The 12,939-nt window shown below is 69.9% G+C and carries 13 protein-coding genes; 5 read left to right on the top strand and 8 right to left on the bottom strand.

Annotation, left to right across the window (positions count from 1 at the left end):
• Nucleotides 1-8: 8 nt before the first annotated feature.
• The gene (locus JWS13_RS40145; protein ID WP_037226505.1) at nucleotides 9-257 is read left to right on the top strand and encodes a hypothetical protein; all 249 of its coding nucleotides are present in this window, start codon (nucleotides 9-11) and stop codon (nucleotides 255-257) included.
• A 15-nt stretch (nucleotides 258-272) separates the two neighbouring features.
• Here the strand turns inward: JWS13_RS40145 and dnaG are convergent, their stop codons facing one another.
• From dnaG to JWS13_RS40125, 4 genes are all read right to left on the bottom strand, one after another.
• Complete coding sequence (gene dnaG / locus JWS13_RS40140) at nucleotides 273-2,207, bottom strand: DNA primase (RefSeq protein ID WP_206010756.1); 1,935 nt, start codon at nucleotides 2,205-2,207, stop codon at nucleotides 273-275.
• Between the two features lie 48 nt (nucleotides 2,208-2,255).
• On the bottom strand, nucleotides 2,256-3,461 hold the full coding sequence (locus tag JWS13_RS40135) for a lipase family protein (protein WP_206010755.1): 1,206 nt from the start codon (nucleotides 3,459-3,461) through the stop codon (nucleotides 2,256-2,258).
• A gap of 86 nt (nucleotides 3,462-3,547) precedes the next feature.
• A complete protein-coding gene (locus JWS13_RS40130; protein ID WP_124391285.1) occupies nucleotides 3,548-4,846 on the bottom strand; it encodes a deoxyguanosinetriphosphate triphosphohydrolase in 1,299 nt (432 codons plus the stop codon).
• A gap of 8 nt (nucleotides 4,847-4,854) precedes the next feature.
• Nucleotides 4,855-5,547: a YdcF family protein gene (locus JWS13_RS40125; RefSeq protein ID WP_124391284.1), complete on the bottom strand. Its 693-nt coding sequence runs from the start codon at nucleotides 5,545-5,547 to the stop codon at nucleotides 4,855-4,857.
• Between the two features lie 69 nt (nucleotides 5,548-5,616).
• Between JWS13_RS40125 and JWS13_RS40120 the strand changes: the two genes are divergently transcribed.
• Both JWS13_RS40120 and JWS13_RS40115 read left to right on the top strand, forming a co-directional pair.
• On the top strand, nucleotides 5,617-7,683 hold the full coding sequence (locus tag JWS13_RS40120; protein WP_206010754.1) for a TPM domain-containing protein: 2,067 nt from the start codon (nucleotides 5,617-5,619) through the stop codon (nucleotides 7,681-7,683).
• A gap of 35 nt (nucleotides 7,684-7,718) precedes the next feature.
• Entirely contained in the window at nucleotides 7,719-8,522 is an 804-nt protein-coding gene (locus JWS13_RS40115; RefSeq protein ID WP_241032504.1) for a hypothetical protein, read from the top strand.
• Between the two features lie 7 nt (nucleotides 8,523-8,529).
• On the opposite strand, the gene JWS13_RS40110 is transcribed toward JWS13_RS40115, so the two are convergent.
• The gene (locus JWS13_RS40110; protein WP_124391281.1) at nucleotides 8,530-9,921 is read right to left on the bottom strand and encodes a glycine--tRNA ligase; all 1,392 of its coding nucleotides are present in this window, start codon (nucleotides 9,919-9,921) and stop codon (nucleotides 8,530-8,532) included.
• 234 nt (nucleotides 9,922-10,155) lie between these two features.
• Between JWS13_RS40110 and JWS13_RS40105 the strand changes: the two genes are divergently transcribed.
• A complete protein-coding gene (locus JWS13_RS40105; RefSeq protein WP_087559582.1) occupies nucleotides 10,156-10,500 on the top strand; it encodes an ArsR/SmtB family transcription factor in 345 nt (114 codons plus the stop codon).
• Between the two features lie 5 nt (nucleotides 10,501-10,505).
• Nucleotides 10,506-10,931: a Fur family transcriptional regulator gene (locus JWS13_RS40100; protein WP_087559581.1), complete on the top strand. Its 426-nt coding sequence runs from the start codon at nucleotides 10,506-10,508 to the stop codon at nucleotides 10,929-10,931.
• Between the two features lie 3 nt (nucleotides 10,932-10,934).
• Here JWS13_RS40100 and JWS13_RS40095 read toward each other — a convergent pair whose 3' ends face one another.
• The 3 genes from JWS13_RS40095 to recO are packed head-to-tail and all read right to left on the bottom strand — an operon-like array spanning nucleotide 10,935 to nucleotide 12,923.
• Entirely contained in the window at nucleotides 10,935-11,336 is a 402-nt protein-coding gene (locus JWS13_RS40095; RefSeq protein WP_124391280.1) for a hypothetical protein, read from the bottom strand.
• On the bottom strand, nucleotides 11,333-12,142 hold the full coding sequence (locus JWS13_RS40090) for an isoprenyl transferase (RefSeq protein WP_061045323.1): 810 nt from the start codon (nucleotides 12,140-12,142) through the stop codon (nucleotides 11,333-11,335). The genes JWS13_RS40095 and JWS13_RS40090 overlap by 4 nt, the downstream gene beginning before the upstream one ends.
• Nucleotides 12,108-12,923 (bottom strand): DNA repair protein RecO, encoded by an 816-nt coding sequence (gene recO, locus JWS13_RS40085; RefSeq protein WP_087559578.1) that lies wholly within the window; start codon nucleotides 12,921-12,923, stop codon nucleotides 12,108-12,110. The genes JWS13_RS40090 and recO overlap by 35 nt, the downstream gene beginning before the upstream one ends.
• Nucleotides 12,924-12,939 lie beyond the last annotated feature (16 nt).

Here is a 12,939-nt window from a genome sequence, read left to right as displayed (position 1 = left end):
AAGCGGGAATGATGCGGTTGTTGATCGGTATCGCTGCTGGGTACGTGCTGGGTACGCGAGCAGGACGTGCGCGCTACGAACAGATCAGCCGGGCGACCAAGGCAGTGGCCACCAGTCCGGCCACGAAGAAGGTGTTGCAGATGTCACGACAAAAGCTGTCCGACTCGCTGAACACTCAGCCGAAGCTCGAACCGATGAAGCCGCTCGACGAGGACACGACCATCCTCGTCCCGCAGGACCAGCTCAAGAAGAAGTAGCCGACGACGGCCGGTTCAGCCGGCCATGCCGTCCCGGTTGGTGTCGCCGATCGCTTGATCGAGCAGGCTCCGGCGGTACTGCTCCAGTGCGACGAGGTCGCCGAGCAGCGAGTGGAACTCGTCCGACGCCGTCGCCGGCGAGATGCGCTGCAGCTTGGACTTCAATTCCGCCACCTGCTCCCCCACCCACACCTCCTGCAGGCGTGCGATGACGCCGGAGATGTATCGCGGGACGGTGTCCTCCTCGGCAGGCAGCGGTTCGACGGCGAGTTCCGACACGAGGGACGCCGCTGTGACGTCCTCGACTCCCCGGCTGACCGCGTCGACCCACTCGCCGCCGCCGAGGCCGGCGCTGGCGCCGCCCGCCGCGATCATCGATTCGCGGATCACGACGTACGTCGGGTGCGTGAACGTCTCCACCGGCAGCGAGTCGAACACGGTGCCGGCGATGGCCGGGTACTGCAACGCACCCTTGAGCGCCTCGCGTTGCGCCCACAGCGTCGGGTCGTTCGGCCGGGGACGGGACAGGCCGACCGGCAACGGCGGGGCGTCCTGGTTCTCGTCCCGGGCCGCCTTCTTCCTGGGCGGCGCGGACACCGACCCGCGGGTGGACGCCCCCTTGCGCGCCTCGTCCCGCACCCGTTGCCGGACCGCGGCGATGTCGTCCCAGCCCACCCAGCCGGACAACTGGACGGAGTAACTGTCGCGCAGCGTCGCTTCCTTGATCTGCGCGACCACCGGCACCGTGCGCTTCAGCGCCTCGACCCGGCCCTCCGCGGTCTCGAGGTCGTGCTCGGTGAGGATCGACTTGACCACGAACTCGAACATCGGGGTGCGACGCGCCACCAGATCGCGGACGGCGGCGTCACCGGACTTCTGCCGCAGTTCGCACGGGTCCATGCCGTCGGGCGCGACGGCGACGAACGTCTGCCCGGCCATCTTCTGGTCACCCTCGAACGCCTTCATCGCCGCGGCCTGGCCTGCGGCGTCCCCGTCGAACGTGTAGATGATCTCACCGCGAAAATAGCTGTCGTCCATCAGCAGTCGCCGCAGCATCGAGAGGTGGTCGTCACCGAACGCGGTGCCGCAGGCGGCGACGGCCGTCTTGACCCCGGCCAGGTGCATCGCCATGACGTCGGTGTATCCCTCGACCACCACCGCCTGATGCCCCTTGGCGATCTCCCGCTTGGCGAGGTCGAGCCCGAACAGCACCTGAGACTTCTTGTACAGCACGGTTTCCGGCGTGTTCACGTACTTGCCGGGCATGGTGTCGTCGTCGAACAGCTTGCGGGCGCCGAAACCGATGACGTCGCCGGACAGGTTCCGGATCGGCCAGAGCAGCCGCCGATGGAAGCGGTCGATGTGACCGCGCCGCCCCGCCTTCGACAGGCCCGCGGCCTCGAGTTCCTTGACGTCGAAACCCTTGCCCAGCAGATGCTTCGTGAGGATGTCCCAACCGTCGGGCGCATACCCGCAGCCGAACTGCTGCGCAGCCTGGGCGTCGAAATTCCGTTCCGTCAGGTAGTCGCGGGCGGCCTGCGCGTCGGGCTCCCGTAGACGCGCCGAGTAGAACTCCTGCGCGGCGGCGTTCGCCGCGACCAGCCGGGCGCGGGTGCCGCGGTCGCGCTGCACCGACGTGCCGCCGCCCTCGTACGAGATGGAGTAGTTCAGCCGGTCGGCCAACTGCTCGACGGCCTCGACGAAACTGATGTGGTCGATCTTCTGGAGGAACGAGTAGACGTCGCCGCCCTCACCGCACCCGAAGCAGTGGAAGTGCCCGTGGTTGGGGCGCACGTGGAACGACGGCGACTTCTCGTCGTGGAACGGGCACAGCCCCTTCATGGAGTCGCCGCCCGCTCGCTTGAGGGAGACGTACTCCCCCACGATGTCCTCGATCCGTGTGCGCTCGCGAATGGCCGCAACGTCACGATCAGGGATTCTGCCAGCCACGCCCGACAGTCTAGGCGCTCTGTTGAAGCCCGGAATTCCGCCTCGGAATCAGCAGTTCGAGGGGACGGGAATCCCGGCGAATCGGTCGCCGAGATAGCTGAACGCGGGGCCGGCGCCGAGCATGGTGGCGGTGCCGTGGTCGGCGCCCGGGATCACGTCGAACTGCACCCGCGCACCCTGTGAGCAGTACCGGGCGACGGTGTTCTGCACCGGTCCGATGGCGACGAGGGGGTCCGCGCTGCCGTGCCAGACGAACATCGGAGTCCGCGGAACTCCCGGATACAGTTCGACGCTGTTCTCGTCCATCACCGCACGGCCGGACGGATCGGCGAGGATCCCGGGACCGTTGGTCAGGTCGGGCAGCGACTTGCCGGCCCCGGCGCCGAGGATCGAATCGGTGCACATGTTGCTCATCTGCGCGCGCAGGGCGAGTCCCTCGTCGTTGAGGCCGTCCCCAAGCGGGGAACGCGTCGGGTATTCGCGCTCAAGCCCGATGGCGGCCGCGAATCCCAGGCCGAACGCCTGCGAGCGGGTGCCTCCGAGGCGGTCGGCGAGTTCGCCGATGTTGACCGGGGTGCCGCCCTCGGCGGCGCCCACGATGTTCAGTTCTGGGGCGTAGGTGGGGGCGAGCGCCGCAGCCCAATTGGTCGCCATCGCGCCTCCCGAGTAGCCGGCGAGCCCGACCGGACTGCCGCCGAGACCGGCCTCGGGGAGCCGCTGCGCGGCGCGGACGCCGTCGAGGACGAGCCGGCCGCCGAGTTTCGCCGCCCCGTACGCGCTGGTGGGACCGAGGTGGTCGGGCACGGCGACCGCCCAGCCCCGCGCGAGCAGGGCGTTGAGGGCCGGGGCTTCCTGGAGTCCGCCGGTGAACAGCCGATGCGACGGTGCGCATTCGAGCCCGAGCGCGTTGACGAACGGCTGATACGACACCAGCGGCCGGTTCGCGGGAGTGCCGCGGGGCACCAGCACCGTGGTGACCGCGGCGATGGGTGCGCCTGCGGAGTTGGTCGACTTGTACTTGACCTGCCAGGCGTCGGCAGCGGGGAAACCGGTGGCGGCGACCGGACGGCTCGCCAGCACGTCACCGTCGGCGCGCGCCCCGACGTCGGCGGGCGCACCGTAGAACGGGTCGGGGTCCGCGAACGGGTACGCGGGCGCGGCCTGTGCCGCGGGTGGGGCCAGCAGAGCGGCGCCGACCGCCACCGCCAGCGCTGCGGACGTCGAGCCGATGATCTTGCGCACTGCAGACTTCATCCGGTCTCCCTGACCATTGGGTGCGAGCTGTCTGTAGTCCTATTCGTAGCACCGCGGCGGGCGGATTGGTCCGACTTCGGCGTTCGTCAGCCCCAGCTCGCCTGGGCCCCGAGACTGGACTTGTCGACGCGTTCGAGCCTGCTCTCGGTGTAGGAGGCGATCTGGTCGACGACGACCCGGACCCGTGCGGGGTCGTCGGCCGCGGCGTTCCAGGCCGGAACCAGGATCGGGTCGAGACCGTCGGGTGCGATCGCGAGCAGCCATTCGGCGACGCGGTGCACGCGGTCACGCTGTCGTTCCTGCCGCGCCCGGTGGCCGGCATCGGACATCACGAAGTTCAGTGCGAACGTCTTGAGCAGCGCCACCTCGGACGCGACCACCGGCGGGACCACCAGGTCGGCGTCGTACCGGGCGACCGGCTTGTCGCCGTGGACGTCGCGGGTCCCGATGATCGCGGCGGTCGCGAACCGGCCCACCAGTTCGCTGGTGAGATTCTTCAACGCGACCGAGCTGGTGAGCGTGCCGTCGTAGCTGCCGACCGCGACGACGACCGGCAGCAGGCTGAGCCGCTTCGCGGCCTCGACGAGTTCCTCGACGTCGAGTCCCACGAACTCCGCGGCGCCGAACTCGGCGAGCGCCCGCTGGTCCACCGGATCGGCCAGCGCACGCAGGTCGATGCGCCCGTCGATCACCCCGTCCTCGACGTCGTGCACGGAGTAGGCGACGTCGTCGGCCCAATCCATGACCTGCGCCTCGAGACACTGGTGACCGTCCGGGGCGCCCTCGCGGATCCATGCGAGCACCTCGGCGTCGTCGTCGTAGGCGCCGAACTTCGCGCCCGGGCGCGGCCGGGTCCACGGGTACTTGATCGCCGCGTCCAGCGACGCCCGGGTCAGGTTGAGCCCGGCGCTGCGTCCGTCGGGGTAGAGCACCTTCGGTTCGAGGTTCGTCAGGATGCGCAGGTTCTGGGCGTTGCCCTCGAACCCGCCACAGCTTTCCGCGACCTCGTCCAGGGCCTTCTCGCCGTTGTGACCGTACGGCGGGTGACCGATGTCGTGTGCGAGGCCGGCGAGGTCGACCAGATCGGGATCGCAGCCGAGACCGTCGGCGATCCCGCGGCCGATCTGCGCCACCTCGATCGAGTGCGTCAACCGCGTCCGCGGGGTGTCCCCGTCCCGGGGGCCCACCACCTGGGTCTTGTCGGCGAGCCTGCGCAGCGCCGCCGAGTGCTGGACGCGCGCGCGGTCGCGGGAGAAGACGGATCGGTGCTGGGCGGCCGCGATCTGGCTGCCCGGGATCCCCGCCCGCTTCGGTGCCTCACGGACCCGGCGGGCGACGTCGTGCGCGGAATACACCTCGCCGCGGGGTGTCGTGTGTGGTGTCATCGAAACGCCTACTGTCCTGCCGTGTAGGGGAAGTCGGCCGAGAAATGGGTGAGCTGGTACCAGATCAACGCCCCTGTCTCCCGGGCGATTCCGTGCAACTGCGATTCGCGGGTGAACACGGCAGGCCCCTGCCGGGTGGGCGCCGTCCAGGCTTCGAGTCCGGCGTCGCGCGCCATCGTCCGGGTCCGCAGCGAATGCCACGGGTCGCTGACGAGGACCGCCGAATCGATGCCCTGCGCACCCATCGCCTCACTCACCGCCTCGATGCTGAGCAGGGTGTCGGACCCCTCCTCGACGGCGGTGATGCTGTCGGCGGGGACACCGCGCGAGATCAGATAATTCTTTCCGGACGCGGCCTCGGTGTACTCGTCGCCCTCCTGCTTGCCGCCGACCGTGATGACCTCCGGGGCCACCCCGCGCTCGTACAGCTTGTACGCCTGCTCGAGCCTGGCCTCGAACACCGACGACGGGGTTCCCGAGTACTGGGCGGCCCCGAGCACCACGATCGCGTCGGCCGTCGACGTGTCGTCGATCCGCGCGACCTGCCACACCCGGACCGCGGTGCCGAGCACCAGGGCCGCCGCGAGGAGAACGACGCCGGCGACGATCCGGCGGGTCCACCGGGCCAGCGTGCCTGCGAACCCCAGGCGCGCAGGACGGCGCGGGAGGTCGTGGCGTTCACGGCTCGGTGCAGAATTCACTCCCTGATTCTGCCAGCTGTCGCCGAACTGTCCCGATGACGACTCGCCACACCCGATAGATTTGCTGCCATGCCACTCGCACCGCGCCTCGAGCAGACGCCGTCGTCCCACCCCCGAATCCCCTTCCCCGGCGCCCGGCGGTTCGCCGCCCTCGGCGCCGTCTCCGCGCTCCTGACGCTCGTGGCGATCCTGTTCTCCCCCGCTCTCGCGTCGGCGGACGCACCGTTCCGTCTGTCCGGCCAGATCACGGACACCGTCGGGGTACTGGACGCGGACCAGCAGAGCGACGTCCAGGCCGCGATCGATCAGCTCTACGACGAGCACAAGGTGCGGTTGTGGGTGGTCTACGTTGCCGACTTCAACGGTCTCGGCGCCGGCCCGTGGGCGGATCAGACGGCGCAGGCGTCCTCGCTCGGCGATCGCGACGCGCTGCTCGCGGTCGCGACGGTCGACCGTGAGTACGCCCTCATCGCACCGGACGGTCTCTCGGAGATCACCAGCGACGAAGCCGAGTCGATCCGGGTGGACGCGGTGGAACCCGCCCTGCGCGAGGAGGACTGGGCCGGCGGCGCGATCGCCGCGGCGGGCGGGCTCGGTGACGCGATGAGTCCGGGCGGAGGCATGTCGGTGCGCACGCTGCTGATCGGCGGCGGCGTGGTCGTCGTGGGCGCGGGCGGGCTCGTCCTGTATTCGCGAAAGAGGAAGCACGACCGGTCCCGGGCGGGCGTCGAGGCGGCGCGCAGCATCAGCCCCGAGGACACCGCAGCACTGACGGCGCTGCCGTTGGACACCCTCGACGAGCGCGCCAAGGAGGTGCTGGTCGAGACGGACGACGCGCTGCGCACGAGTCAGGAGGAACTCGAACTGGCCCGCGGCGAATTCGGCGAGCAGGCCACCGCCGCGTTCACGGCGGCGTTCGACACGGCGCAGTCCACCCTCGCGGCGGCGTTCACCGTGCGGCAGCGTCTCGACGACGCGATCCCCGAGACCCCGCAGCAGAGGCGGGAGATGCTCATCGACATCATCACCTCGTGCGGGCGCGCCGACCGCGAACTCAACGAGAAGGTCCAGGAGTTCGACGGTTTGCGGGACCTGCTGATCAACGCCCCCGACCGGCTCGACGCGCTCACCCGCGACATGGTGGCGCTGACCGTGCGCATCCCCGACTCCACCCAGACCCTCGCCACCCTGCAGACCGAATTCCCTTCCGCCGCACTCGCTTCCGTCGCCCACAACGTGACGATGGCCGAGGAACGGCTCGCGTATGCCGATAAAGCCGTGGCCGAGGGCTGGGACGCCGTCGCCCTGCCACCCGGGAAGCAGGGACCGGCGGTGCCGGCGATCCGCGGCGCCGAGGGGGCCCTCGAACAGGCCCGGATACTGCTCGACGCCGTCGATCACGCCGCGGAGGACATCCGGCACGCCATCGCCACGCTGCCTGCCGCGATCACGGACGTGGAGGCGGGAATCGCGGCCGCGGCCCAGTTCACCGAGCAGGGTGGCGACCGGCTCGCGGCGGCGCGCGCTGCGGCCGAGGCCGCGCTGGCTTCGGCCCGGACGGCCGCGGACACCGACCCGCTCGGCGGCTTCACCCAGATCGTGAAGGCCGACGCGGAACTCGACGCCGTGCTCGCCGAGGCGCAGGAATCGCGGCAGCAGGCCGAGCGTGCGCAGCAGCGTCTCGAGCAGGACCTCGTGGCGGCGCAGTCGCAGGTCACGGCGGCGTCGGACTTCATCGGCACCCGCCGCGGCGCGGTGGGAGCGGAGGCACGGACCCGGCTGACGGAGGCTCAGCGGCACCTGGCGGGGGCGCAGCAGTTGCGCACCACCGACGCCTCCCGCGCACTGCAGCACGCCCAGGCCGCCGCGGGCCTGGCCGCCGACGCGCTGCGCCTGGCGCAGAACGACGTGAGCCGCTGGGAGTCCCGCCAGCGGCCCGGACCCGGTGGCGGCGGCGGGAATGCCACCGGCGCGATCCTCGGCGGCATCCTGATCGACAGCATCCTGCGCGGCGGATTCAGCGGCGGCGGCAACTGGGGCAGCCGCGGCTCCGGCGGCGGCCGCGGCAGCAGCGGTCCCCGTTCGTTCGGCGGGCCGAGCAGTTCGGGCCGGATCAGCGGGGGCGGCCGATTCTGACGTCCTCCCGAGCGTTCGTCGCACTCGCCTGCGTCGTGGCCACCTGCTGCGGCGTCCTGTCGGGCTGTGCGGACGGGCGAGACGCCGGGGACGAGCCCGCGATCCCGCTGTCGGCGGAGGCGTACCGCAGCCGGGAGGACGACGCGGCGGGCGGCCGGATCCACGTGCGGATCGCGAATACCGGTGACGCGCCCGTCACCGTGACGTCCGTGGCGCTGGACAGCCCGGGCTTCGAGGCGGTGCCCGAGACCGGGCGAGTCGTCGAACTCGGACCGGGCAACCGGATCGACGTCGAGGCCGAGTACGGCGCCGTCCGCTGCGACACCCGGCCGGACCCGGCGTTCGCCGTGATCGGGGTCGCCGATCGGGGCGGCTCGCCCGTGCGGGTGCCGCTCGCCACCCCGTACGACGTCCTCGGCCGCATCCACGACGGAGACTGCGCCGCAGAGGAACTGGCGCGGGCGGTCCCGGTGACACTGATCCCGGCGGCGGCGCCGCCGGAGCCGGCCGCGCCCCTCCCCGCTCGGCTCGTGGTGAGCCGGGGAACGGCGACGGGTGACGTCCGGGTCGACGAGATCGGCGGCAGCGTCCTGTACGCCCTGCGTGGGGCGCTGCCCGCCACCATGCGGGCGGACGAGGACCGGCTGAGCATCGACATCACGATCGACGCGGCACGCTGCGACCCGCACGCACTCGCGGAAGCGAAGAAGCCGTTCGTCTTTCCGCTGTGGATCGCGGTCGGCTCCTCGGCACCGGAATACTCGCGCATCCCGGTGTCCGAGGAGAACCGCCGAATCCTGACGAACTATCTGACCACCACCTGCGACGCGCGCAGGTGACCGCGGATCAGGAACCGATGAGGCGCTGCGCCAGGTAACCCTCGACCTGGTCGAGCGCCACCCGCTCCTGGGCCATGGAGTCGCGTTCACGCACGGTCACGGCGTGGTCCTCGAGGGTGTCGAAGTCCACGGTGATGCAGAACGGCGTGCCGATCTCGTCCTGACGACGGTAGCGGCGGCCGATCGCGCCGGCGTCGTCGAACTCGACGTTCCAGTGCTGGCGGAGCGTCGCGGCGAGATCCTTGGCCTTCGGCGTCAGATCCGCGTTACGCGACAGCGGCAGCACCGCGGCCTTCACCGGGGCGAGACGACGGTCCAGACGCAGCACGGTGCGCTTGTCGACGCCACCCTTCGCGTTCGGCGCCTCGTCCTCGGTGTACGCGTCGACGAGGAACGCCATCAGCGAACGCGTGAGACCGGCTGCCGGTTCGATGACGTACGGCGTGTACCGCTCACCGGAGGCCTGGTCGTAGTAGTTGAGGTCGGTGCCCGAGTGCGTCGAGTGGGTCGACAGGTCGAAGTCGGTGCGGTTGGCCACACCCTCGAGCTCGCCCCATTCGCTGCCCTGGAAGTGGAAGCGGTACTCGATGTCGACGGTGCGCTTGGAGTAGTGCGACAGCTTGTCCTGGGCGTGCTCGTACAGCCGCAGGTTGTCCTTGTTGATGCCGAGGCCCGTGTACCAGTCCATGCGGTAGTCGATCCAGTACTGGTGCCACTCTTCGTCCTCGCCGGGCTTGACGAAGAATTCCATCTCCATCTGCTCGAACTCGCGGGTGCGGAAGATGAAGTTGCCGGGGGTGATCTCGTTGCGGAAGCTCTTGCCGATCTGGCCGATGCCGAACGGCGGCTTCTTGCGCGACGTGGTGAGCACGTTCGCGAAGTTCACGAAAATGCCCTGCGCGGTCTCCGGGCGGAGGTAGTGCATGCCCTCTTCGCTCTCGACCGGGCCGAGGTACGTCTTGAGCATCATGTTGAAGTCGCGGGGCTCGGTCCACTGACCGACCGTGCCGCAGTCGGGGCAGCCCACGACGTCCATGGGGACGTCGTCCGGGTTGTCGAGGCCCTTCTTCTCCGCGTACGCCTCCTGCAGGTGGTCCTGACGGTGACGCTTGTGACAGTTCAGGCACTCGACCAGCGGGTCGTTGAACACGCCGACGTGACCCGACGCCACCCACACCTCGCGCGGCAGGATCACCGAGGAGTCGAGGCCGACGACGTCCTCGCGGCTGGTGACCATGTTGCGCCACCACTGCTTCTTGATGTTCTCCTTGAGCTCGACGCCCAAGGGGCCGTAGTCCCAGGCCGACTTCGTGCCTCCGTAGATCTCACCGCACGGGTAGACCAGGCCACGACGCTTGGCGAGATTGACGACGGTTTCGACTTTGGACTTCGGTGCCACTCGGGTGCTCTCCATCTGGGTAATAGATGCATGGTTCACGTGCGCTTTTCGGATCCCAGCCTATCTGCCCGATCACGGTCGGTTCACCCCGCCGGTTGACATGCGTATTCGTGCATATCAAAATGGAATCGATTTGCAATAAGATGGGGCGTTCCTCCCGGGGCCGACGGCCACGCGGCCACGGTCCCGCCCATTGTCCGGTACACCTGTCCGGCACACCGAAGGAGATCACTGGTGAGCGTCGTCGATCCCGGGGATCTGCATCCGTTCGAGGCGGCGCCGCCCGCCCCCGTGCCGTCGAAGGAGACGCTGACGGCGGCAGGCGACATCCTGCGCGCCCTCGCGGCCCCCGTCCGCATCGCGATCGTCCTCCAACTCCGCGAATCCGAGCGGTGCGTGCACGAACTCGTCGGGGCACTCGGCGTCACCCAGCCACTGATCAGCCAGCATCTTCGCGTGCTCAAGGCCGCGGGCGTCGTGCGCGGCGAACGCACCGGACGTGAGGTCCTCTACCGCTTGGTGGACGACCACCTCGCCCACATCGTCGTGGACGCCGTCGCGCACGCCGAGGAAGGATAGAAGCCTTGACCCAGAACACCGGCCAGCGCAAACCCGTCGTCGTGGGAGTCCGCGCCACCAAGCAGCGCAGCGCCATCTCCGCACTCCTCGACGACATCGAGGAGTTCCGGTCGGCGCAGGAACTACACGACGAACTCCGCAAGCGCGGCGAGGGCATCGGGCTCACCACCGTCTACCGCACCCTGCAGACCCTCGCCGACGCAGGCACCGTCGACGTCCTGCGCACCGACACCGGCGAATCGGTGTACCGGCGCTGCTCGTCCGGACACCACCATCACCTGGTCTGCCGCGCGTGCGGCTACACCGTCGAGGTCGAGGGGCCGACCGTCGAGCAGTGGTCGCAGTCGATCGCCGACGCGCACGGTTTCTCCGACGTCAGCCACACCATCGAGATCTTCGGCGTGTGCAAGGACTGCAGCGCGCCGCGGTAGGCGTCAGGGGATCAGGCCCTGCCGGGCGGTGTCCGCGCCGCTCAGCACGAGGAGCAGCATCGTGGTCAGCGCCTCGTCCCCCAGCCCGGCGGCGGGGAACGTGTAGCGCAGGATGACGTCCGCGAGCCGGCCGTGACCGAACACGGCGATCGAACCGAACTGCAACGCGCCGTTACGCTCCGCGACCTTCTTGTGCAGCGACGCGCTGACCGGACGATCCCAGGCAAGCACGCACGTCATCGACAGCACGTCGAGGCCGTCGGTGAGGGTCATCGCGCTGATCGAGCACAGCGCCCCGGCGTATTCGAAGCTCAGCGAGCCGTCGTCCGCCCGGGCGACGGTGGCGAAGTGCTCCAGTGCGTCCGCTGCCCGCCCGAGCAGTGCGGGTGCTCCGTCGACGGTCATTTCACGCCACCGAACCGGCGGTCGCGCGACGCGTATTCGACGCACGCCGCCCACAGGTCGCGGCGGTCGAAATCGGGAAACAGCTTCTCCTGGTACACCATCTCGGCGTAGGCCGACTGCCAGATCAGGAAGTTGGACGTGCGCTGCTCGCCGGACGGCCGGAGGAACAGGTCGACGTCCGGCATGTCCGGCTCGTCGAGATAGCGGGCGACGGTCGCCTCGGTGATCTTCTCCGGGTCGAGCTGACCCGCCGCGACCCGCCTGCCGATCTCCTTCGCCGCGTCGGCGATCTCCGCGCGACCGCCGTAGTTGACGCACATGGTCAGGTTCATGACCGTGTTGTGCTTCGTCAGTTCCTCGGCGATCTCGAGTTCCTTGATGACGCTGCGCCACAGCTTGGGCCTGCGACCGGCCCACCGCACCCGCACCCCCATCTCGTGCATCTCGTCACGGCGGCGGCGGATCACGTCGCGGTTGAAGCCCATCAGGAAGCGCACCTCCTCGGGACTGCGCTTCCAGTTCTCGGTGGAGAACGCGTACGCCGACAACCACTCGACGCCCATCTCGATGCACCCGCAGACGGCGTCCATCAACACGGCCTCGCCGCGTTCGTGGCCTGCGGTCCTGGGCAGTCCCCGCTCCTGCGCCCAGCGGCCGTTACCGTCCATCACCAGCGCGATGTGCCGGGGCACGAGTTCGGGTTGCAGGCCCGGCGGGCGGGCGCCCGAGGGGTGCGGGTCCGGCGGCCGGATCTGGCGCTCGGCCCCGGAATTATGCGGAGCTCGGGGTTCGCGTCGTCGAATCACGGTCCCCATCCTGCCTGACCGAATCCTCCGCCCCTACCGCCGCATGTGGTCGTGCGCGTTCGATCAGCGGGAGCGTGCGGAGTTGCCGTTCGAGGTGCCACTGCAGATGCGCCGCGACCAGACCGCTGGCCTGGCCCCGCAACGACTCGGGCACCTGCTCGGTGCTCGCCCAGTCGCCGCGGAACAGCGCGTCCATCAGGTCGAGGACACCCGGCGACGGGGTGGCGGCGCCCGGCGGCCGGCACTGGACGCACACCGCTCCCCCGGCGGCCACGTGGAATGCCCGGTGCGGGCCGGGTGCGCTGCACCGCGCGCAGTCGTCGAGGGCAGGCGCCCACCCCGCAAAACCCATGGCCCGCAACAGGAAGGCGTCGAGGATCAGCTCGCACGGCCGGTGGTGTTCCGCGACGGCCCGCAGCGCCCCGACCGTCAGGCGGTGCAGTTGCAGCGCCGGGGCCCGTTCCTCACCGGCGAGCCGCTCGGCGGTCTCGAGGATCGCGCACGCCGTGGTGTACCGGGAGTAGTCGTCGACGATGTCGGTCGCGAACGCGTCGACCGTCTGGACCTGGGTGACGATGTCGAGGTTGCGGCCCGGGTAGAGCTGCACGTCGATGTGCGCGAACGGCTCGAGCCGGGCGCCGAACTTGGATTTCGTGCGGCGCACGCCCTTGGCCACCGCGCGCACCAGACCGTGCTGCCTGGTGAGGAGTGTGACGATACGGTCGGCCTCGCCCAGCTTGTGCTGGCGCAGGACCACCGCATTGTCTCGATACAACCTCACCGGTCCAGTCTCCCAC

Origin of the sequence: Rhodococcus pseudokoreensis (genome assembly GCF_017068395.1) — a bacterium.
GTDB classification, from domain to species: Bacteria; Actinomycetota; Actinomycetes; order Mycobacteriales; family Mycobacteriaceae; genus Rhodococcus_F; species Rhodococcus_F pseudokoreensis.
Note: the sequence above shows the minus strand (reverse complement) of the source record. Positions and strands in the feature narration are given on the sequence as shown.